This is a genomic window from Halomonas sp. BLK-85, assembly GCF_044792155.1.
Classification (GTDB): Bacteria; Pseudomonadota; Gammaproteobacteria; order Pseudomonadales; family Halomonadaceae; genus Vreelandella.
In genome coordinates this window covers 2175178-2196816 of the sequence record NZ_CP087731.1, presented here as the reverse complement: position 1 = coordinate 2196816, position 21639 = coordinate 2175178, and the positions used below count along the sequence as shown (strand labels likewise).

Annotated in this window: 21 protein-coding genes and 1 pseudogene; 11 read left to right on the top strand and 11 right to left on the bottom strand. The window is 60.8% G+C overall.

What is annotated here, in order from left to right; all coding sequences use genetic code 11:
• Positions 1 to 140 precede the first annotated feature (140 nt).
• Positions 141 to 2060: a polysaccharide biosynthesis protein gene (locus LL947_RS09905; protein ID WP_499833084.1), complete on the top strand. Its 1920-nt coding sequence runs from the start codon at positions 141 to 143 to the stop codon at positions 2058 to 2060.
• Positions 2061 to 2198: 138 nt separating this feature from the next.
• On the opposite strand, the gene LL947_RS09900 is transcribed toward LL947_RS09905, so the two are convergent.
• Positions 2199 to 3266: a metal-dependent hydrolase gene (locus LL947_RS09900; protein WP_499833083.1), complete on the bottom strand. Its 1068-nt coding sequence runs from the start codon at positions 3264 to 3266 to the stop codon at positions 2199 to 2201.
• 75 nt (positions 3267 to 3341) lie between these two features.
• On the opposite strand from LL947_RS09900, the gene LL947_RS09895 reads away from it, so the two are divergent.
• The 3 genes from LL947_RS09895 to LL947_RS09885 are packed head-to-tail and all read left to right on the top strand — an operon-like array spanning position 3342 to position 4774.
• Entirely contained in the window at positions 3342 to 3836 is a 495-nt protein-coding gene (locus LL947_RS09895) for a DUF411 domain-containing protein (protein WP_499833082.1), read from the top strand.
• Between the two features lie 28 nt (positions 3837 to 3864).
• On the top strand, positions 3865 to 4305 hold the full coding sequence (locus LL947_RS09890; protein ID WP_290823156.1) for a VOC family protein: 441 nt from the start codon (positions 3865 to 3867) through the stop codon (positions 4303 to 4305).
• Positions 4306 to 4309: 4 nt separating this feature from the next.
• A complete protein-coding gene (locus tag LL947_RS09885; protein WP_499833081.1) occupies positions 4310 to 4774 on the top strand; it encodes an META domain-containing protein in 465 nt (154 codons plus the stop codon).
• A gap of 164 nt (positions 4775 to 4938) precedes the next feature.
• Here LL947_RS09885 and LL947_RS09880 read toward each other — a convergent pair whose 3' ends face one another.
• The 3 genes from LL947_RS09880 to LL947_RS09870 form a co-directional block, all read right to left on the bottom strand.
• Positions 4939 to 5403, bottom strand: a complete 465-nt coding sequence (locus LL947_RS09880) for an RES family NAD+ phosphorylase (RefSeq protein WP_499833080.1) — start codon at positions 5401 to 5403, stop codon at positions 4939 to 4941.
• A complete protein-coding gene (locus LL947_RS09875) occupies positions 5400 to 5849 on the bottom strand; it encodes an Xre family toxin-antitoxin system antitoxin (protein WP_290823159.1) in 450 nt (149 codons plus the stop codon). The genes LL947_RS09880 and LL947_RS09875 overlap by 4 nt, the downstream gene beginning before the upstream one ends.
• Positions 5850 to 5982: 133 nt before the next feature.
• Entirely contained in the window at positions 5983 to 7116 is a 1134-nt protein-coding gene (locus LL947_RS09870; protein WP_499833079.1) for an FAD-dependent oxidoreductase, read from the bottom strand.
• A gap of 183 nt (positions 7117 to 7299) precedes the next feature.
• On the opposite strand from LL947_RS09870, the gene LL947_RS09865 reads away from it, so the two are divergent.
• From LL947_RS09865 to LL947_RS09845, 5 genes and pseudogenes are all read left to right on the top strand, one after another.
• Positions 7300 to 7491: a BrxA family protein gene (locus LL947_RS09865; protein ID WP_499833078.1), complete on the top strand. Its 192-nt coding sequence runs from the start codon at positions 7300 to 7302 to the stop codon at positions 7489 to 7491.
• A gap of 470 nt (positions 7492 to 7961) precedes the next feature.
• Positions 7962 to 8678, top strand: coding sequence for a HupE/UreJ family protein (locus LL947_RS09860; RefSeq protein ID WP_499834409.1), 717 nt, complete (start codon positions 7962 to 7964; stop codon positions 8676 to 8678).
• A 16-nt stretch (positions 8679 to 8694) separates the two neighbouring features.
• Positions 8695 to 9306, top strand: a complete 612-nt coding sequence (locus LL947_RS09855; protein ID WP_499833077.1) for a hypothetical protein — start codon at positions 8695 to 8697, stop codon at positions 9304 to 9306.
• Positions 9281 to 9436 (top strand): annotated as a pseudogene (locus LL947_RS09850) (transposase); the annotation flags it as partial. The gene LL947_RS09855 and the pseudogene LL947_RS09850, both read left to right, overlap by 26 nt.
• A gap of 1 nt (position 9437) precedes the next feature.
• Entirely contained in the window at positions 9438 to 9707 is a 270-nt protein-coding gene (locus LL947_RS09845; RefSeq protein ID WP_499833076.1) for a hypothetical protein, read from the top strand.
• Between the two features lie 50 nt (positions 9708 to 9757).
• Here LL947_RS09845 and LL947_RS09840 read toward each other — a convergent pair whose 3' ends face one another.
• The 7 genes from LL947_RS09840 to LL947_RS09810 are packed head-to-tail and all read right to left on the bottom strand — an operon-like array spanning position 9758 to position 17956.
• A complete protein-coding gene (locus tag LL947_RS09840) occupies positions 9758 to 11941 on the bottom strand; it encodes a dihydrolipoyl dehydrogenase family protein (protein WP_499833075.1) in 2184 nt (727 codons plus the stop codon).
• 28 nt (positions 11942 to 11969) lie between these two features.
• Entirely contained in the window at positions 11970 to 12614 is a 645-nt protein-coding gene (locus LL947_RS09835; RefSeq protein WP_499833074.1) for a TIGR04282 family arsenosugar biosynthesis glycosyltransferase, read from the bottom strand.
• Positions 12604 to 13338: a TIGR04283 family arsenosugar biosynthesis glycosyltransferase gene (locus LL947_RS09830; protein WP_499834408.1), complete on the bottom strand. Its 735-nt coding sequence runs from the start codon at positions 13336 to 13338 to the stop codon at positions 12604 to 12606. Before LL947_RS09830 ends, LL947_RS09835 begins: the two co-directional genes overlap by 11 nt.
• A complete protein-coding gene (locus LL947_RS09825) occupies positions 13298 to 13936 on the bottom strand; it encodes an ATP-binding cassette domain-containing protein (protein WP_499833073.1) in 639 nt (212 codons plus the stop codon). Before LL947_RS09825 ends, LL947_RS09830 begins: the two co-directional genes overlap by 41 nt.
• A 23-nt stretch (positions 13937 to 13959) precedes the next feature.
• Complete coding sequence (locus tag LL947_RS09820) at positions 13960 to 15633, bottom strand: ABC transporter permease (protein WP_499833072.1); 1674 nt, start codon at positions 15631 to 15633, stop codon at positions 13960 to 13962.
• Positions 15634 to 15668: 35 nt separating this feature from the next.
• Complete coding sequence (locus LL947_RS09815) at positions 15669 to 16898, bottom strand: ABC transporter substrate-binding protein (protein ID WP_499833071.1); 1230 nt, start codon at positions 16896 to 16898, stop codon at positions 15669 to 15671.
• Between the two features lie 23 nt (positions 16899 to 16921).
• The gene (locus LL947_RS09810; protein ID WP_499833070.1) at positions 16922 to 17956 is read right to left on the bottom strand and encodes an aminoglycoside phosphotransferase family protein; all 1035 of its coding nucleotides are present in this window, start codon (positions 17954 to 17956) and stop codon (positions 16922 to 16924) included.
• Positions 17957 to 18163: 207 nt separating this feature from the next.
• Here LL947_RS09810 and LL947_RS09805 point away from each other — a divergent pair, with 207 nt between their 5' ends.
• Both LL947_RS09805 and LL947_RS09800 read left to right on the top strand, forming a co-directional pair.
• Positions 18164 to 19945, top strand: coding sequence for an acyl-CoA dehydrogenase (locus LL947_RS09805; protein ID WP_499833069.1), 1782 nt, complete (start codon positions 18164 to 18166; stop codon positions 19943 to 19945).
• A gap of 45 nt (positions 19946 to 19990) precedes the next feature.
• The gene (locus LL947_RS09800; protein WP_499833068.1) at positions 19991 to 21616 is read left to right on the top strand and encodes an acyl-CoA synthetase; all 1626 of its coding nucleotides are present in this window, start codon (positions 19991 to 19993) and stop codon (positions 21614 to 21616) included.
• Positions 21617 to 21639: the final 23 nt, after the last annotated feature.

The following is a 21639-nucleotide window of genomic DNA, read 5'->3' as shown; positions in this document are numbered from 1 at the left end:
ATTACACTTGGTTATGATTAATGAGGAAAACCGCTAGACTGTTTAATGCATGAGACACCTAGAACCACTCACTTTGTAAAGGATCACTAGTGAACAAGCACACGCGCTTTAAAAAGCTGAAAAAGAGCAGGAAGCCTTTTTTGGCCCCGCCGCGGCAGGGGCGCTTGCACAATGTTATTGCCACCATGAACCGGCCCGTTAAGCGTTTGATCATGGTGATTGCAGATGCCCTGGTTTTGCCTGTGGCGCTTTGGTCAGCCTATGCACTGCGGTTATCAGACCCTTGGCCGCACGCCTATTTGGAAGCTGGCTGGCCGCTTTTTGTGGCATTGCCCTTTGTCGGGGTGTTTATCTTTGCTCGCTTGGGCCTTTATCGGGCGGTGGTGCGTTACCTGGGTGCTCAAGCGATGTGGGCGGTTGCCAAGGGGGTTGTACTGCTTTCCCTGTTATTGTTTGCGGCCGCTTACTTCTGGCAAACATTTGAGCTGCCGCGCTCCGTGCCTATCAATTTCGCTTTGGTGGCGATGTTGTACGTAGGAGGTAGCCGGCTGTTGGTGCGTGGGTATTATCAATGGTTAATTCGCCATTTTACTCATAAAGAACCCGTAGTGATTTACGGCGCAGGTGGAGCGGGTGCTCAGTTGGCCACCGCGCTGAATGGTGGCCGAGAATTTTATGTGGCGGCGTTTCTGGATGATGATCCGGGTATTTCTGGTGCGTCTGTCATGGGTATACCGGTTTACAACCCGCGCCTGGCGAAAGAGGTGGTTCAGGCAGCACAACCCACCCGCATCCTGCTGGCGATTCCGTCGGCGACCAAGCGACAGCGTAAGCGTGCGCTTGATTACCTCGAAGGGCTGCCGGTGTACGTGCAAACGGTGCCTTCCATGCCGGAAATTGTCTCTGGTGAGGCATCAGTAGACCAGTTTCGTGACGTGGAAGTTGAAGACCTGCTGGGCCGTGATCCTGTCCCGCCGCGCGGGCAATTACTGGATATCAGCATCCGCGACAAAGTGGTCATGGTGACGGGGGCGGGAGGGTCTATTGGGTCTGAGCTCTGCCGCCAGATTATCCGCTGCGGGCCAAAGCGGATGGTGCTGGTTGAGGCCAGTGAATTTAGCTTATATCAGATAGATCAGGAGCTGCGCAGTCTCTGTATTGAGTGCGGGCTGAATGTTCGTTTAATGCCTTTTTTGGCGTCGGTATGCAATCGCAGCCGTATAGATGCCATTTTTTCCGGGTGTAAGGTGCACACCATTTACCATGCCGCTGCCTACAAACATGTGCCCATGGTAGAGCACAATGTTTTTGAAGGGATTCGCAACAATGCACTGGGCACCCAGGTCGTGGCAGAGGCGGCGAGGCGCTATAATGTAGAGCGGTGTGTCCTAGTCTCAACCGATAAGGCCGTGCGCCCCACCAATGTCATGGGAGCTAGCAAGCGCCTGTCTGAACTCGTGTTGCAGGATCTGGCCAAGCAGAGCGGTGATACCGTGTTCTCCATGGTGCGGTTTGGCAATGTGCTGGGCTCTTCTGGTTCTGTGGTGCCGTTATTCAGGCAGCAGATAGCCGATGGTGGCCCAGTGACGGTAACCCACCCGGACATTACCCGCTTTTTCATGACGATTCCGGAGGCGGCACTGTTGGTGATTCAGGCCGGCTCCATGGCGCAGGGCGGTGATGTGTTCGTGCTGGATATGGGGCAACCGGTCAAGATTGTGGATCTCGCACGACGAATGATTGAGCTGAGCGGCCTGGAAGTGCTTGATGAGCAACACCCGGACGGGGATATCGCCATAGAGTTTTCTGGTTTGCGCCCCGGCGAAAAGCTGTATGAAGAGCTGATTATCGGAGAGGATGTTGTTGGCACAGACCACCCCAAGATCATGCGTGCCAATGAAGACATGTTGGACCATGAAACCCTGCATAACTACATAGCGGATCTGGTCGCTGCTGAAAATAACCAGGATATGATGCTTGCAAGGCGCATTCTCATTCGGGCAGTCAACGGATTTGAACCCAGCTCACCTCTGGTAGACTGGCTGATAAAAGAGCAGTAACGTCTTGATAAACTTGTATATTAGCCATGTTGATTTTAAATCTGGTGTCGTGAAGAATTGAACAGCAGCGTGGTTTTAAGGGCAGAATCTGCTGTATTTTTGCGCTGAAACTAGACACATCAGCCTTCCGCACAGCCTTCAACATCCCGATGAAGTCAGCTTCCAGCGCGCCTCCACAAACGCAGTGGCGCATAGCGCCTGCGGGTTGCCGAGCGCTCTCAGCCCCAGGCGTTTGAAGGTATCGCCGGACAGGCCGCGTTCACTGCTGACCTGAAAAGACACGTCAACGGCCTGCCAGGGTCTGTCGTCTGCGGGGCGCGTCGCCAGCTGATAGGTAAACGGGTAAAAGCCGGGAAAGCCCAGACGCACATCGGTCACCTGCAGGGTTTCCTGGCCGTTTGTTGAGCGGCTGTCATAGCGCAGAAAATCCCCGGTGAACCAATTGAGGCGTTGAATGCGCGCATCCTGCTGGAAGCCTTCGGCCAGCGGGGTCTGTCGTGTCAGCGCTTCCAGCTGCGGCGGGGTCTGGTCAAACAGGCTGACAAGGCTTTCGTAGTGGCGGTCGCCGTCCATCACGCTGACCCGCCACAGCAGGGTGGTGAAGGGCGCGGGCTGCACCAGGCGCGGGGCAGATTCCAGCCCCTGCGCTGCCAGCACCGGGGCCATGCGCTGCTCCACGCTGACCTTGGCGCCAATCGCAAACAGCAGGTAAAGGCTGGACAGGCCCAACGCCCAACCGCAGCGGTACACTACCTTGCGATCAACCAGGGCCCAGACAAGCGCCACCAGTAACGGCAAGCTATAGAGGGGGTCGATGATAAACACGATGGGCCAGGCAATCGGCGGCGAGGTCATCGGCCAGAACAATTGGGTGCCGTAGGTGGTCAAAGCATCCAATAGCGGATGGGTAAGCAGAATCAGCAGAAAGAACGTAAGCCAGTGGCGCAGCGGGATATCCCGTGCCGGGGCAAATCGCGCGCTGAGCAGGGCCAGCAGGGTGCCCAGCCCGGCCAGCACCAACAGCGAGTGGCTGAACCCCCGGTGTTGAGTCACATTGGCAACGGCATCGCCGTAGTCAATCACCACATCAAGGTCTGGCAGGGTACCGACGAACGCCCCCAGCAGAATGGCCTTGCGCCCCAGCCGTCGGCCCAGCACCGCACCACCGATGGCCGCCCCCAGCGCTGCTTGTGTCATTGAGTCCACGGCTTTCTCCCGAGCGTAAACACCGCTAGTATGTAAAGAGGTTTACTATACACAAAGTTCAATACAGGTGCCTGTATGTCTCATAACTGTACAGATAATAGACCGCCGACTCGGAGGCCTGCCCTGCTGGATGCCGGCCTTCGCTGCCTGGTACCGTTGGCGCTGTTGGGCCTGACGACGTCGGCCATGGCTGCTTCTTCCGTCGAGGTACACAGCGACCCTAACTGCGGCTGCTGTGGCGCCTGGGTAGAGCATCTTGAGGACAACGGCTTCGAGGTCGATCATCAGCGCCATAACGATGTGCGTGGCGTCAAGATTGAGCAGGGCGTCACGCCCGAACTGGCCTCCTGCCATACCGCCATGGTGGATGGCTACGTGATTGAAGGCCATGTGCCTGCCGAAGACATCAAGACGCTGCTGGAAGAGCGCCCTGATGTGGCAGGGCTTGCCGTACCGGGCATGCCTCACGGCTCGCCGGGCATGGAAACCGGCCGGGTAGATGACTACGCGGTGTTGAGCTGGACCCGTGACCGCCAGCCTCCGGAAATCTTTAGCGAATATACGCAGTAGTACTTTAATATCGTCAAAAGGAGTCCGTATGCAGTTTCTACATACCATGGTGCGCATCAGCGATATTGACGCTTCCCTGCACTTCTACTGCGATCTGCTGGGCCTCAAGGAAGTGCGTCGCAAGGAAAGTGAAAAAGGCCGCTTTACGCTGATTTTCCTGACCGCGCCGGAAGACGAGGCGCGTTCGGCCGAGTTGCAGGCGCCCGAGCTGGAGCTCACCTATAACTGGGACCCGGAAGAATACAGCGGCGGACGCAATTTCGGCCATCTGGCCTACCGGGTAGAGGATATCTATGCGTTGTGCCAGAAACTTCAGGATAACGGGGTAACGATCAATCGGCCGCCCCGGGATGGCCATATGGCCTTTGTTAAATCACCCGACGGCATTTCCGTGGAGCTGTTGCAGAAAGGCGATGCGCAACCGCCCCGGGAGCCTTGGGCCTCAATGGAAAATACAGGGAGCTGGTAAGTCAGTGAATACGCTAACGTTCAAGACGGGGCGTCTGGCCCTGGTGGGGGCCTGCCTGCTGGTGTTGGCTGCCTGCAGTTCAACCCCGGACGCGCCGGCCGACAAGGAAGACGAGCGTGCCAGTGGCCAGACATCTGCAGTGGTGGATCAGCGCTGGAATTTCCTGCTGCTGGGAACCAGGGAACGACTGGACTTTGACGAACGCCCCCATTTCCTTATCGGGGATGACGGGCGCGTCAGTGGTTTTGATGGCTGCAACCAGTTCAGCGGCGCCGTTGAGCTGGGGGATAACCAGCGCATTGAGTTCAAGCAGATGGTCTCCACCCGCAAGGCGTGCCCGAACATGGACGATGCCCAGCGGGTCACGGCTATGTTGACCAATGCCTACCGCTACCTGATTGACCACGACCGCCTGACGATTTTCGGCGCCGATAGCCGGGTGCTGGGCGGCTGGCGTCAGGCGGATTGATCAGCTGCTGTGCTGATACATCACACTGAGCATTACCCCTTAAAAGGCGGATTGAAGCGGGCGATAAAGCGCGCATCAATCCGCTTTTTTGATGAGGGTCTGTTGACGTTTCATCGCGAACCGCGTTGCTGCGCCAAAGGGCGTCAGGCAAGGCGCCTTGTGAGTCAACGTCGAGGGTCGGGCAGGAAGTCCAGCGCCTTTGCTTCACGCGTGACGCTGATGAAATCGGGATGTGCCGGGTTCAACAGGTAGTTCCACTCCCGCGGCACAATCACGCTGGGCACCGCCAGGGCCAGGCTTGCCTGGCGGGATAGCCAGCCATCGCCTATTTCGGCTGTTGAATACGGTGCGGGTTCGTCCCGCCAGTCATCTGGCCAGTGTTGAGCACTCAAGCGAAGGATGGATGTTTCATCAAGGGAGATCTCAAGAAGCGCATAATGCGCTAGCAGGCGATACTCTTCCAGGTGAACCATGATTTCCAGGAGTGCCAGAGACTCTGAACCGGCCACATACACGCAGGCGTTGCCTTTGCTATTCCAGCGCCCTCCGTAGAGTCGTGCGCCTTCGCCATCAAAGGCTGTTTCTTGCCATTTTCGTTTTACCAGCCGATAAGCGAGCACCTCACTCATGCAAAAACACCGTGCTCGAGGCGGCCTATCAGATCAAGCACGGCACCCGCCTCCGCCGAGGTGGTGAGCATCTCAACCGGCCGCCGCCCTCCCAGGCCTTTCACCGGGCGAAGAAGCCATTGGCGAGCCTGTTGGCGGTCACCTTCAAACAGATCGGTTGCCGACTTGAGTATCTCCGCGAAACGGTAAAGCCTGTCGCTTTCGTCCACCCTGAAACGCCCCTGTTTGGCGCGTCGATGCAGGGTGGCCTGAGGAATGGCCAGGTATTCGGCAAGCGCCTTGTGTTCCAGGTTGGCGATTGATGCTAACTGTTTGAAAACACCGTAGGGCACCCCATTGTGCAATGCCTGATGCAGAGGGCTGCCACGCGCCGGTAGACCCAGCTGATCCCAGAAGCTGGCTGAATATGCCTGGGTAATCTGGTATTCCTTAATAGCATGCGCCATGACAGATACCTTTTATCAAATGATAGATTTCAAATATATCACAGGAAAAATAAGCTGTCTGTAAAAGCCGTGGCCAAGCATTGATCATCAAGAACCGGTTATTGAAGACAGACGAACGGATAGGGTATCGACGTCAGGAATCAAAAGGCGGATTGAAGCGGGCAATAAAGCGCGCATCAATCCGCTTTTTCCATTCCCACACCCAGTGCCCGGCAAAGCCGATGGGCCCGTAGCTGGCGATGGCATGGCCGCGCCCGGTGCCGATCAGCGCCAGCACCCGGCTGGGCGGCTGCCAGTCGGCCAGTGCCTGGCCGTGACAGGCGGCGCGCAGGTTGGCGGCCAGTACGGGGCCCTGGCGCACGGCGTATACCCCGGCCTTGGGCTGGGGCGGGCTTAGCTGGGCACAGTCGCCGGCGGCAAAGAGGTCTGGCGCCCCGGCTACCGCCAGGGTGCGATCAGTGGGAATAAAGCGCTTGTCATCCAGCGGTAGGCTGGTGTCAGCCAGCCAGGGGTGCCCGACCGCGCCGGTGGCCCACAGCACAATATCCGCTGGCAGGGTCTGGCCCTGATCATCCTCAACGCCCCCTGTCACCAGGGCTTTGCCGCGCCGCTGAGTGTGAATCTGGATACCCGCGCGGGTCAGGGCGCGGCGGGTCAGCTGGCGGGGCAGCCAGCCGGCGTCACCCAGCAGGCCAGGCGCGGCGCTGAGCAGGTGACCCTGCCAGTCTATATCCGGGCGGTCGTGGCGCAGCTTTGCCAGAACGCTCATCAGGGTTTCGCAGCTGGCCGCGCCGCCGCCCACGCTGACAATCTGCTGGGTGGAGCCGTCAGGCAGGCCTTTGAGTTGATCCTGCAGCGCCTGCCAGCGCTGATGCAGCGAGCTCAACGGGCGCATGGCCAGCAGGTAGGGCAGGCCTTCGCCCCGGGTCGCGGGGAGTTCCAGCGTCGAGCCGACGTTAATGGATGCCACATCAAAGGTGAGTTTCTGGCCGTTGGCCAGGTTGACCTGTTTCGCCTGGTGATCGAGGGCGACCACCGGGGATTCAATCAGAGTGGCGCCCGCCCGCTGACACAGGGCGGCCACATCGATCTGGGTGTCGCGAAGTGAGCACTCACCGGCGAGCCACGCGGGCACACTGCCGGAATAGGCGGCCAGGGCACTGTCGCTGACCACGGTGATGGTTACCTCAGGGTCAGGCGTGTCGCCAAAGGCCTCGAGCACAAAGGCATGGGCATGGCCGGCGCCGATCAGTAAAAGCTGGGTCACGCCTGGTCTCCTTTTTGGCTGTTTTTGGCTGTTTTTGACTTAGTGAGTGTGGTGATGGTTGTGGTGATAGCCCCAGGTTCTGTGCTCAGGTGCTTCAGCCAAGGCTTTGATATCCCACCTCGGCGTTTGTAGTGTTACTTACCATCAAGTCTGCATCTTATCACCTCCAGGAGAAACATCGTTTTGTTCCAATACCACGGTGATTTGATCGGCGGAAGCCTCATAGTGCGGGAAAGCCGCCTTATCGCCGCCTTGCTATTGGAAAAGGCCTATGCGGCGGCTAGGCATCAGGCCATCATGGTAGATAACTGCCTGCAAAAAAAACGCCCAGCCACCGCCAAACGCATGGCTCAGGCGATTCGTAAGCGTCTGTAACCGCTTACTTCAGAGTTCTGGCTGGCACTGCGCGATGGCGATGATCAACTGGCCACTCAGGTATCTTTTTTTGCCGCCGTTAAACGCAACCTTTTACTTTTAGAGTTTCTGGAAACCTTGGTTGCCGATGCGTTTGCCGCGCGGGCATGATGGTTGGCCCGGTATCAATGGGAAGAGTTCCTGACAGACAGGGCACAGCGTAACTCAGCCAGGGCGCTTCCAGGCCAAGGCCGAGTGTCAAAATCTGGGTGCCGTCCATGTCGTACCTCCTGCTAATATGGAGGTAATATTATGGCTTAGCTCAGTGGGCGAATTCCACACCCGACGAAGAAGAGCCCTATTTTTCTTCTGAAGGCCATGGAGCGATGCATACTGGCATTATCGAGCACCACAACGGCGAAGGTGTCAGGGTCTTTCTAAGGGCGAGCGGGCGCATCACCGACCATTTCAAAGACAAGCGGAGTCTATCCATGAACACTCTTTCAAGGGGCAGCAGGGGCGTTTTTCTGCCGCTGGCAATTCTCGCCCTGTACACACTGGTGCTGATCCCTGGCATGGCCTTGGCCCATGACGTCACGCCTGGTGACGCGGGCTATATTCAGGAGATCTGGGGGGTGCACATCATCCCCTTCATCTACCTGGGGGCCAAACACATGATCACAGGATATGACCATATCCTGTTTCTTTTGGGCGTCGTCTTCTTCCTCTATCACATGAAGGACGTGGCGATTTACGTCAGCCTGTTCGCTCTTGGCCATTCAGTTACCATGCTTCTGGGCGTTTGGTTCGGCTGGGGCATCAACGCCTACATCATCGACGCCATCATCGGGCTTTCGGTCGTCTACAAGGCGCTCGACAATCTTGGTGCGTTCCAGAAATGGCTTGGATTTCAACCTAATACCAAGGCGGCAACCTTGATCTTCGGCTTGTTCCACGGTACCGGTCTCGCCTCGAAAATTCTCGAATACCAGATCGCCGAGGACGGTCTTCTGGCCAATCTGCTGTCGTTCAACGTAGGCGTCGAACTGGGCCAGCTTCTGGCGCTTTTCGTGATCCTGATCGTCATGGGCTATTGGCGGCGCAGCCCCCACTTCATGCGTCAGGGCATCCTTGCCAACATCATCATGGCCGGTCTGGGCGTGCTGCTGACCTATCAGCAGATCGCCGGATACATCGCCAACACATAAGAATAGGAGACATCTCATGCATAATGCACCCAAACCCAAGCTCGAAGACCTGCCCACCAAAGCACAGCTTCGCCGTTCGTCGATCATTGCCAGTATCGGCGCGTTGGCCATCGGCGTCTTGGTCTACATGCCCGCCGAACTGGGGAAAGACCCCACCGGGGTCGGTAGCATTCTGGGGCTGACAGAAATGGGCGAAATCAAGCAGCAGCTGGCCGCAGAGGCTGCTGCGGACGCGGAGACACATGGCGATCAGTCCTCTTTGCTTATGGACGATATTCTTGGTGTTTTCGTCGGTACTGCCCATGCTCAGGCGGCATGGCAAGATCAGATCACTTTTACCCTCGCGCCGGGCGAATACACTGAGATAAAAGCGACGATGGAGGAAGGCGCGAGCCTGTTCTACGAGTGGAGTTCCGAGGGGGGGCGAATCAATTTCGACCTTCATGCCCATGCGGATGGTCAGGACGTGACCTATGAAAAAGGGCGTGGCGAAACCTCGGGTGAGGGCAGCTTTGAGACGCCTTTCGCAGGTAATCACGGCTGGTTCTGGCGAAACCGCGATGACGAGGCGGTGACAGTGACGCTTCAACTGCGCGGCGACTATAGCACCATCGTCCGGGACGAATAAGCATGTGTCCGGCGAACACCGAACGCATTGCCGGACAAAGTTCAGCCCACAAGATTTCATCGCCAAACTGGCGGCCTTGATCCCCAAAGCACGGGTTAACCTGACTCGGTTCCACGGCGTATTTGCTCCAGGTGACCGCTGGCAGTGGCAAGCTGGCCAAGCCCACCCAGAGCCAGATGGTGGTGTTAGGCGATATGAGCCTGGGCGGCAGCCTGAAGCCCATTGAAAACCTCGCCAAGTGCCTGCAGGTGGCCTTTGATGCCGGCGGCAAGCGCGTCACTCTGCCGATGAGCAGCGCCGTGGATATCCCGACCATTCCCGGCGAGCTGTTCACCAAGTTCCAGACCAGTTTCTACTCGGAACCCGAGGATGCGGTGGTGAAAACGTTGGGGGTGGAGTAGCTATCACCCTACAGAGATTGCCTCTGTCCTACCTTAACGTCACCGCTGGATCACGCTTGGTCTCCTTTTTGGGTATCTTTGCCTTGCGGGATGTTTTGATTGCCGCGCCGCCAGCGGAAATAGCGCGCCAGCAACCTGAGTACCCGCTCGGGCTTGTGGGCGTTCTTCCATACTCCGGCGCTGGCCTTGGCGGCTTCGCCGAGGGTCGGGTAGGGGTGAATGGTGCCCAACAGCTTGTTCATGCCCAGTCCGTGCTTCATGGCAATCGTAAATTCGCCCAGCCATTCCCCGGCGTGTTCGGCGACAATGGTAGCACCAAGGATCTTGTCGCGGCCGGGCACGGTCAGCACCTTGATAAAGCCCTGGGTGGCGCCTTCGGTAATCGCCCGGTCGCTGTCGGCCATGGCGTAGCGGGTCACTTCATAAGCGATACCCTGGGCCTGGGCGTCCTGCTCGTTCAGCCCCACCCGGGCCACTTCCGGCTGGGTGTAGATCACCGCTGGCATGAAACGGTAATCCACCGCAAAGCTCTTCAGTTCGCCAAACAGGGCATTCACCGCGGCATGCCAGGCCTGGTGGGCGGCGGCGTGGGTTAGCTGGTAGGGCCCGGCCACATCGCCGCAGGCCCAGATATTGGGCAGGCGCGTCTGCAGGCGTTCGTTGAGTTCCAGGGTGCCTGCGTCCGTGGTGTTGATGCCCAGGGCATCCAGCCCCAGGCCTTCTACATTGGCCTGGCGGCCAACGCTGACCATCAGGGCATCGAAGGGCAGGCTGAGGCGCTCGCCGTCCTGTTCCACTACCAGCTGATGGCCGTCGGCCTCGTTGAGAATCTCGATGGCGTGGCTTGCCGTCAGCACCGTGACGCCTTCCTGGCCGAGGGTGGTGGCCATGTGCTCGCCGACTTCGCTATCCTCGCGCCCCAGCAGCCGGGCGGCGCCTTCCACCAGGGTGACCTGGCTGCCCAGGCGGGCAAAGCTCTGGCTCAGCTCGCAGCCAATGGCGCCGCCGCCCAGCACCACCAGGCGGCGCGGCTGCTCTTTGAGCGACCACAAGGTTTCCGAGGTGACGACCGGTGCGCCGTCAATCCCCGGCAGGGCGGGAATCCGCGGGCGGGCGCCGGTGGCAATCACCACGTGGCGGGCGGTCACCGTCTGCTCACCTATCTGGATTTCCCAGGGCGAGAGCAGGGTGGCGGTGTCTTCATACACCTCGACGCCCAGCCCGGCATAGCGCTCCACGCTGTCGTGGGGTTCGATATCGCCAATGGCCTGCTGCACATGGCCCATCACCTTGGCGAAATCGATTTCCGGCTCGCCGGCGTTGACTCCAAAGCGTGAGGCGGTGCGCACTTCGTGGGCCGCATGGGCCGCCCGAATCAGCGCCTTGGAGGGCACGCAGCCGGTGTTCAGGCAGTCGCCGCCCATCTTGTGCTTTTCTACCAGCGCTACCCGGGCCTTGACGGCGCTGGCGATATAGCTGGTCACCAGGCCGGCGGAGCCGCCGCCAATCACCAGGATGTCATAGTCGAACGCGGCCGGCCGGGTATAGGCCTGGTAGGCCTTGCGGGTCTGCACCAGCAGCACGATCCGCCTGGCCACCCAGGGGAATACCGCCAGCAGGGCAAAGGAGGCCAGAAGCTCCGGCGAGATAATCCCGCCGAGGCTTTCCAGCTCGCCCAGCTGACCGCCGGCGTTCACATACACCGCCGTGCCCGGCAGCATGGCCACTTGGCTGACCCAGTAGTAGGTGACGGTTCTGATCCGGGTCAGGCCCATCAGCAGGTTGATCATGAAAAACGGAAACAAGGGCACCAGGCGCAGGGTGAACAGGTAAAAGGCGCCGTCGCGCTCCACGCCGCGGTTGATACGTTCCAGCTGGCGCGGGAAGCGTTTTTCCAGCGGCTTGCGAAACAGAAAGCGTGAAATGACAAAGGCCAGGGTGGCGCCGATAGTGCTGGCAAAGGAGATAATCAACAAACCCCAGCCCAGGCCGAACAGAGCGCCACCCAGCAGGGTCAGCAGGGTGGCACCGGGCAAGGACAGCGCCGTCATCACCACGTAGAGGGCAAAGAAGATACCGGCCACCTGCCAGGGGGATTGCTCAAACAGGGCAATAAAATCGCTGCGGTAAGCCTGCATGGTGGCCAGGTTGAAGTACTGGTGGGCACCGCTGAGGTAAAACGCAGCGACCACCGCCACCACTATCAGGATGAGTAACACGCGTTGTCGATTCACAAAAACTCCAGGGCGTTAGGGTAAGGACTTACTCAGTGGGCAAACGTTGCGATTCCTTACGTGTACCAAGGTGTGTTTGCCAGCGTTGCCAGTCCTCGGGGTGGTCGACATCCCAGATAATGGCGGGGTAGGTGGCTGTCAGGCCGAGCTTTTCAAGGCGCCGGCGGGTCTGCGCCAGCACCTGGGGTGTGCCCCAGGGGATATCTGTCAACAACTCGGGTAGCGCGCGGCAGGTGCCCATCAGCCCGTAGCCGCCGTCTTCTGCGGGCAGTATGACCACCTCAGCGTGGGCCAGCTGCGCCGCGCATTGCTGGATCATGGTCGGGGTGATGCTCGGGCAGTCGCTGCCCATCACCATGGCCGGGCCCGGTTCGGCCTGCAGGCAGGCCTGGATGCGCGTGCCCAGATCACCTGGCGGCTGGGGCCTGAGCTGAATGCCATAGGCCTGCTGAAGCTGGATAAACAGCGGATGTTCATGGTCCAGTGCCGTCCAGAGGGTGATGCGTTCAGCGGGCAGGGCCTGGCAGGCGTTGGCCAGGCATTGCTGCAACAGCTGGCGATGGGCCTCGGCGGCGCCGTCAGCACCCAGCAGCGGAATCAGGCGGGTCTTGGCCTGGCCGGCAATCGGTGCCTTGGCCAGCAGGTGCAGGGTTGGCGCAGTGTCAGCGGGCATGATGATAGTCCTTGATCAGTTGATGGGCGCTTTCGCCGCGCCAGTAGCGGTAGCGCAGCCGCCACATCAGGTAAATGGTGGGCCAGGCGCCGCCCTTGTCCCACCGCCTGCCTGAGCTTACCACTTTCGCGTGCAGGCAGGCGGGGCGTTGTTGGCGTTTCAGCCGCTGGCTGAGTTCGATATCTTCCATCAGTGGCTGGTCGGGAAAGCCGCCCACCGCTGCAAAGGTCGTGCGGCGGATAAACAGGCACTGATCGCCGGTGGCAATGCCGGTCAGCCGCGAGCGCAGGTTCATCATCCGGCTGATCAGGGGCAGCCAACGGCTGTGGCCTTCCAGGTGAATGTCAAAGCGCCCCCAGCAATGGGTGGTCAGCGCCTGGGTGATGTGTTCAACCGCATCGGCAGGCAGCCGGGTGTCGGCATGCAGAAATACCAGCGCTGCTGCGCGGGCGTGCTCGGCTCCCAGGTTCATCTGCCGGGCCCGGCCGGGGTCGCTGACCAGCAGCGTATCTGCCAGCGGGGCGGCAAGCGCCACGCTGTTATCGTGACTGCCACCATCGACCACAATGATCTCTGTGCCAGCGTCGCGTAACCCTTGCAGCGGCGCCAGGGCGGCCTGAATGCCGGCTGCTTCATTGAGCATGGGCATGATGAGGCTGAGCGTCGGTGCCTCAGCGCCCGGGTTAGCCCAGGGCAATGATCGGCCCCCCGGCCGCGGCGGCATCGGCTTCATCGTGGGTCACCAGCAGGGTCGGCAGGCCCGCCTCGCGCAGCTGGCCGAATACCAGGGCGCGCATTTCCTGGCGCAGGGCAGTGTCGAGTTTGGAAAACGGCTCGTCCAGCAGCACGGCGCGAGGCTGCGACAGCAGCAGACGCATCAGCGCTACCCGGGCCTGCTGGCCGCCGGAAAGGGTTGCCGGGTCGCGGTGTTCAAAGCCTGCCAGCCCGACCTTTTCCAGCGCCTGGGCAACCTGCCGGTGTTTGTCGGGCACATGCCGGGGCAGCCCAAAGCGCAGGTTCCCCGCCACGCTTAAATGCGGAAACAGCAGGGGGTCCTGAAACAGCAGGCCAATGCCGCGCTGCTCGGCGGGCAGGGCCAGCAGGTCCTGCTTGCCCAGGCGCACCTCGCCCCGGGCATCAAAGGCGCTATCCAGAAAACCCGCCACAAAGGCCAGCAGGGTCGACTTGCCCGAACCGGAGGGCCCCATCACGCTGAGCACCTCACCGGGGGCAATCCGGGTGCTGACCTGCAGCAGCTCGTGGCCAGCCAGGCGAATGCTGACGTCTGTCAGGGTCAGTGATTCAGTTGCAGCGTCGTTCACAGGCTTCCTTGATCAATAGGCGGTTAACGAGTGGATTCCCGCTGGGTGACACCTAGCCAGCGGGGCAGTGCCAGGGCGATGATAAAGCCGATCAGCGGCAGGCCGGCCTGCACCAGTGCCCAGACGCCGATCAGCCGTCGGTTGCCGCCTGAGGCCAGGGCGACGGCTTCGGTGGTTACCGTTGTGACCCTTCCCGCGCCAAGAAGTTGGGTCGGCAGGTACTGGCCAATGCTCACCGCCAGGCCGACGGCCACTGCTGTGAGCAGCGGGGCCAGCAGCAGCGGCAGGCGGACCTTCCAGAATGCCCGGTTGCGGGAGACGCCCAGCGACTGGGCGATCTGCAGCCAGCGGGGGTCCAGGCGCCGGTAGGATTCGCCCAGCGAGAGATACACATAGGGCAGCACAAAGAGCGCATGGCCGGCGATCACCAAGGTCAGCTGCGGGCGCACGCCGATCTGTTCCGCGGCCACCACCAGGCCAAACAGAAAGGCGATCTGTGGCACCAGTAAGGGTAAATATAACAGCCACAGCGCCCGGCGTGGATGCAGATGCTGGCGCTGTTCGTTTTCCAGCGCGGCAACCACCAGCAGGGTGGCCAGGCCGGTGGCGAGCAGCGCAATCACCCCCGTGCTCACCAGAGGCGCTGCGAGCATGGCGGCGCTGCGCTGCCAGTGATCAGCCACCAGGGATTGAGGCAGAAACTCCGGAAAGCGCCAGAAGCCGGCCACCGAAAACAGTGCCAGGCCGAGCAGGGCGGCCAGCGCCGTCAGGCTGGTCAGCGCCAGGCCGCCACGGCCTGCCACCGTTAAGGTTGCCGCGCCACGGCGGCGGCTGCCGTTGGTCAGCCAGTGGCGGCTGAAGCGGCGGACCAGCTGTTCCAGCAGCCACCAGCTGACCAGAGCGGTCAGAGTGACGCCCAGCTGGAGGACCGCCGCCGCTGAGGCCATGAAACGCCGGGTGATATCCGGGTCGTTGAACCAGCCCAGAATCGAGACGCTCAGGGTCGAGGGCAGCCGCGGGCCAAGTATCAGCGCCATATCCACCACCGAGGTGGCATAGGCAATCACGGCATACACTGGCAGGCGAATCAGCGGGTAGAGGGCGGGCAGGATCACTTTCAGCCAGGCAATGGCCGGGGCATAGCCCAATGAACGCCCCAGCTGCAGACGCTTGTCTGCCTGCAGCTGGGGCAGCGCTGCCAGGCTCATCAGCAGCAGAAAGGGGGTTTCCTTGAGCACCAGGCCAAGGGTTAATGCCAGCCCCCAGGGGTCGTTGACGATCAGCGCATCCGGCGGGCTTTGCCAGCCGGAGGGCCAGGGGGAAATCAGCCGGGCCATCAGCCCGGAAGGGGCGATCAGAAAGGCAAAACCAAAGGCTACCGCAGCATGTGGAATGGCCAGTAAGGGCGAGACCAGCCGGCGCAGGCTGCGGTCCAGCCAGGTGCCCTGGCTGGCGGCCAGAAACAGCACCACGATCAATAGCGCCAGCGCCGTGCTGGCCAGGCCGCTGGTAAAGCTGACAGCCACCGAGCGGCCAAGCCCCGGCTGGCTGTACAGGGCCTGCCAGGGCGCCAGGCTGAACTGTTCGCCACCCAGCACCGGCAGATAGCCGAAGGCAGGCAGCAGTACCATGCCCAGCCCCGCGCTGACGGGAATCACCAGCAGGGCAATCATCACGACCGGCACATAGCGCAACATCAATCAGCTGACACCTTTATCAGTTGACACCCCTATCAGTTGACACCGTAGCGCTCAAGCCAGGCGTCCTGCAGGGCGGTCATCCAGCTGGGGTGTGGTTCGGCCAGGGTGTTGGAAAGGGCGTCCACCGGCAGCGCTGAGGGGTGCTGCTCGCCCTGCTCGAACAGCGCCTGATCGCTGTCGTCCAGCTGGCTGATGGCCAGCACGCTGCGGTCGCCCCACATGTCCAGCGACTGCTTTCTTGCCTGGGCCTCGGGCGACAGCAGGAAGTTGGCCAGTGCCATGGCGCCTGCCTTGTGCGGCGCGTTATAGGGAATCGCCACAAAGTGAACGTTGCCCAGGGTGCCGTCTTCGAGCACATAGCTGCGCACGCTGGGAGGCAGCTCATACTCCATGACGGCCACAGCGGCATCCGTGGGGTAGAAGGAAAATGCCAGGCTGAGTTCGCCGTCACTCATCAGGGTGCGCAGGTTGGGGCCGGAGTCCGGAAAGCTGCGACCGCTGCGCCACAGGTGGGGATGCAACTCATCCAGGTAGGCCCATAGCGGGGCGGTGATGGCGTCAAAGTCGCTGTCTTCCACCGGCTGGTAGAGCGCATCATCCTGGTCGCTGAGTTCGATCAGCGCCTGTTTCAGGAAGGTGCTGCCGGTAAAGTCAGGAATCCGCGGGTAGCTGAACTGGCCGGGGTTTTGCCTGGCCCATGCCAGCAGGTCGTCAATGCTCTGGGGCGGTGCGTCCACCTGGGCGCTGTCATAATAGAAGGTGATCTGTGCCTTGCCCCAGGGGGATTCGTAGCCGTCGGTAGGCAGGGTGAAATCAGTGACCACTTCCGGGTTGTTGTCTGGATCGGTCAGGGCAAAGTGGGGTAGTGCGTCGGCGAAGGGCCCGAACAGCAGGTCCTGTTCGCGCATGGCCGCGAAGTTTTCGCCGTTGATCCAGATCAGGTCGATACTGCCCTCATCATCGTTGCCGGCCTGTTTTTCCCCCAGCACCCGTGACACCGCGCTGCTGGTGTCATCCAGTTTGACGTGCTCCACCTCGACCCCGACGTCTGCCTGCATCTGTTCGGCGACCCAGGCAATATAGCGGTTGGTGCGCGCATCGCCGCCCCAGGCGTTCCAGTAGACGGTCTGGCCATCGGCCTCTTCCAGCACTGCCTGCCAGTTGTCCGTGTCGGGCGCCGCCGCTGCAGGCAGTGCGCCGGGCAGTGCAGTGGCCAGCAGGGCGGTGGCGATAATCGCCGAGAGTAGAGACGTACGTTTCATTATTTACCTCGTTAAACCAAGTGCTAGAGCGTCGTTTGCAGGTGCAGCAGTTCGTTGTGAACATGCTCGATGGCCGCTGGCGACAGATAGTGTTCGACCCGGTCACGCACATGGGCAATCACGCTGGCATCGGTCAGCTCTGCCGACCAGTCCTGGCCGCGGTGCTCGGCATCGCGACGCTGTAAATGCTGGGCGCGCCACTTGGCACACCAGGTCAGCGACCACAGCCAGGTGGCCCGGCGACAGGCGATCAGGGTATCGGCACTCGGCGACTGCCCCATGTTCGCCTGCCAGTGGCGATAAAAATCGATCACCTGATCATGGGTAAGCACAGCCTGGCTGTTCACATCCCAGGTGGTCGAGGTGTAAAGCGAGGTGTGGGCCAGGTCAATTCCCGGCAGGCCATAGCGGCCTTTTTCGAGGTCGACCAGCACGGCCCGGCCATCCCGGGTGATCAGGAAATTGCCGGGGTGGGTGTCAAAGCTGATCAGGCAGCGCTGAGCATCGGCCAGACTGACCGGCAGGGCGTCGAGTTCGTCACGCACTCGCGCGATGGTGTCCGGGGTCAGGTCGGCCTTGTCCAGCCATTCGGCCTGGCGGCTGACTTCCTCACGCATGGCCTGCCAGGGTGCTTCGGGGGCCAGCAGCGGTGCTGTGTGTTCCGGTAAAGGCAGCTGGTGAAGGCTGGCCAGGGCCTCGGCAATGCGCGGCAGGTCGTCCGGCAGCTGGGCCAGCCGGCCTGCGATGGCGTCGACCACCAGGCCGCCGCGAGGCAGCGCCTCACTGACCGGTAAAAGGCCGTGTAGCCGGGGGACATAACCACCGGCGCTGGCGCGCTCATAGCAGGCGGCTTCGTAGGCCAGGTTATCGGCGGGGCCCAGGTCCATCTGGCTCTGCTTGGGCAGCCGGGCCACCCAGTCGTCAGCTTTGCGGTGAATCCAGACATGATCATGGGCCAGGCCGGTGTCCGCCATGGCTGACAGATGCTGGTAGTCAATGCCAGCCTGCTGCAACTGAGCGGCCAGCGCCTGCAAGCTTGCCTTTAAAGGTGTTGGCATGGAGTGCCCTTGTTTATGGCGGAAAGCGTCATATTAAACGTGTTTACGTTATTCGGTGAGTGTTCTTGTACCAACCTTACACGTTTTGGCGGATAAATTTGACCTTATAAACGCCTAAGACGTTAGGCGAATGGTCGCGCAAGACTAGGGAATCTACTATCCCGAGTAGAATATTTACTAATGTCGCCATTTCTATCGAGGCCCTGCATGAATTACTACGCCGCACCCGTACGCGATATGCGTTTTGTGCTTGAAGAACTGCTGTCGCACCGTTCGCTGGCCCTGCCGGGGTTTGAAGACGCTTCCCCTGATTTGATTGACGCTGTGCTGGAAGAGGCCGCCAAGCTGGCCAATGACGTCTGGGCGCCGCTGAATGACGTGGGTGACAAGCAGGGTACCCAGCGCCATGAAGACGGCAGCATTACCACTGCACCGGGCTTTGCCGAGGCCTATCAGGCCTATGCCGACGGCGGCTGGAACGGGATAGGCGTGTCTGAAGGCCTGGGCGGCCAGAACCTGCCCGAGGTGGTGGCCAGCGCCGTTCAGGAAATGCTCCACGGTGCCAATATGGCGCTGGGCCTGTGCCCCATGCTGACCGCAGGCGCTATTGAAGCCATTGCCCACCATGGCAGCGAGGAGCAGAAAGCACTCTATCTGCCCAAACTGGTAGAAGGCACCTGGACGGGGACCATGAACCTGACCGAGCCCCAGGCCGGGTCGGATCTTTCCAGGGTGCGCACCAAGGCAGTGCCCGAGGGCGATCACTATCGCATCAGCGGGCAGAAAATCTATATTACCTGGGGCGAGCATGACGTCGCCGAGAATATTATTCATCTGGTGCTGGCCCGCAAGCCGGATGCCCCTGAAGGCAACAAGGGCATCTCGCTGTTCCTGGTGCCCAAGTATTTGGTAAATGCCGATGGCTCTCTGGGCGAGCGTAACGATGTGACCTGTGCCTCCATCGAACATAAGCTGGGTATTCATGGCTCACCCACCTGTACCTTGAGCTTTGGTGAAAAAGACGGCGCGATTGGTTATCGGGTGGGGGAAGAAGGGCGTGGCCTGAATCATATGTTCACCATGATGAACGAAGCCCGCCACAAGGTGGGGGTGCAGGGTATCGGGGTCGCTGAGCGCGCCTGCCAGCATGCCGCGGCCTATGCCAATGACCGCACCCAGGGGCGCAGCCCGCGCTCCGGCAAGGCGGACTGTGCGATCAGTGACCACCTGGATGTGCGCCGTATGCTGCTGTCCATGCGCGCCCGCACCGATGCCTTGCGTGCCCTGGCGCTGACTTGCGCCGCTGAAATGGACAGCGTGCGTCACGCGGCGTCCGCTGCCGAACGCGACAACGCCCAGACGCGGGTGGACCTGCTGATTCCGGTGATCAAGAGTTTCTCGACCGACCAGGCTGTGGAGATTGCCTCTCTGGGCATACAGGTGCATGGCGGCATGGGCTATGTGGAAGAAACCGGGGCCGCCCAGCTGTTGCGCGATGCGCGCATAGCGCCTATCTATGAAGGCACCAACGGTATTCAGGCATTGGACCTGGCTGGGCGCAAACTGCAACGGGATAACGGCGCAGCGTTTTCTGAGCTGCTGGATGACGTGGCGGAGACAGCCGAGCAGCTTAAGGCCCAGCCGTCGCTGGCCCACCTGGGCGAGGCGCTTGCGGCAGGCAACCAGGATCTGCGCGCGGCCATGGCGGTGGTGCTGGAACAGGGGCAGGCCGAGGGGGCTGATGCCGTGCAAGCCTACGCGACGCCGTTTCTGAATCTGGCGGGCCACCTGCTGTGTGCCTGGCAGATGGGCGAGGCAGCGCTCAAGGCCCAGGCCGCGTTGGACCAGGGCAGTGATGATCCTTTCTACCCCCGCAAGCTGGCCTGCGCCGAGTATGTGATCCACCAGTGGCTGCCGGCCGGACGCGCCCAGCGCGCCGTGATTGAGGCCGGCACCCAATGCCTGCATGCCTTTGATGCGCAGGTATAGGGCGTCATTATCAACGCCATCCAACAATGAGAAGGGAGTAGCAGCATGTCAATTTTTGAACAGGATCTGCCCAAGGTAGAGGCTAACCATGTCGCGCTTTCGCCGCTGACCTTTATTGAGCGCTCGGCCAGCGTCTACCCGGATTACCCCGCCGTTGTGCATGGCGAGATCCGCCGCAGCTGGGCCGAGACCTGGGCGCGCTGCCGCCAGCTGGCCTCGGCGTTGGCCGGGCATGGCCTGAAGCCGGGTGATACGGTCGCCGCCATGCTGCCCAATGTGCCGGCCATGTTTGAAGCGCATTTTGGCGTGCCGCTGGCCGGTTGTGTGCTCAATACCCTGAACATTCGCCTGGATGCCGAGGCCATTGGCTATATGCTGGCCCACGGGGAAGCCAAGGCGGTGCTGGTGGACCCGGAGTTTGCCGAGGTGGTCAAGGCCGCGGTGGATACTCTGGATACCAAGCCGCTGGTGATTGACGTGGCCGATGAAGCATTTCTCGGTGCCGTGCCGGGTATCGGTGAGCTTGAGTACGAAGCGCTGCTGGCAGAAGGCGATGCGGATTACCCCTATCAGCTGCCCGAAGACGAATGGCAGGCGATTTCTTTGAACTATACCTCCGGCACCACCGGCAAGCCCAAGGGTGTGGTCTATCACCATCGCGGCGCCTACCTGAACGCGGTGAGCAATATTCTGGAATGGGCCATGCCGCACCATGCCACCTACCTGTGGACACTGCCCATGTTTCACTGCAACGGCTGGTGCTTCCCGTGGACAATTGCTGCCAATGCCGGTGTCAACGTCTGCCTGCGCAAGGTTGATCCGCAACGTATCATGCAGCTGATCGAGCAGGAAAAGGTCACTCATTTCAGCGGTGCGCCGATTATTCTCAACGGCCTGATCAACCTGCCGGAAGAGGATCAGTGCCAGTTCGCGCACACCGTCAAGGTCACCACTGCCGGGGCCGCGCCGCCGGCTTCGGTGATCGCCGGGGTGGAAGCCCTGGGGATTGAAGTCACCCATGTGTACGGCCTGACCGAAGTGTACGGGCCGGTGACCGTGTGCGCCTGGCACGCTGCCTGGAACGAGCTGCCGCTGGAAGAGCGCGCACGCCTGAAAGCCCGCCAGGGGGTGCGCTACCACATGCTGGAAGCGCTGTGCGTGGCCGACCCGACCACCCTGGAGCCGGTGCCCAAGGACGGCAAGACCATGGGCGAAATCATGATGCGCGGCAACAACGTCATGAAAGGTTATCTCAAGAACAAGCAAGCCACCGAGCAGGCACTGGAAGGCGGCTGGTACCATACCGGTGATCTGGCCGTCTGGCATGCCGATGGCTATATCGAAATCAAGGACCGCTCCAAGGACATCATTATCTCCGGCGGTGAGAATATTTCCACCATTGAAGTGGAAGATGCCATCTATTCCCACCCGGCGGTGGAAGAAGCGGCGGTGGTGGCCAAGCCGGATGAAAAGTGGGGTGAAACACCCTGCGCCTTCGTCAAGCTCAAGGTTGGCTATGGCGAGGTGACCGAAGACGACATCATTGCCTATTGCCGTGAGCGGCTGGCGAGCTACAAGCTGCCCCGGACGATCATCTTCAGCGATCTCCCGAAGACCTCCACCGGCAAGATCCAGAAATTCGTATTGCGTGACGAAGCCCGCAATCATTAATCAAGCCATATCTAAACGAGTGC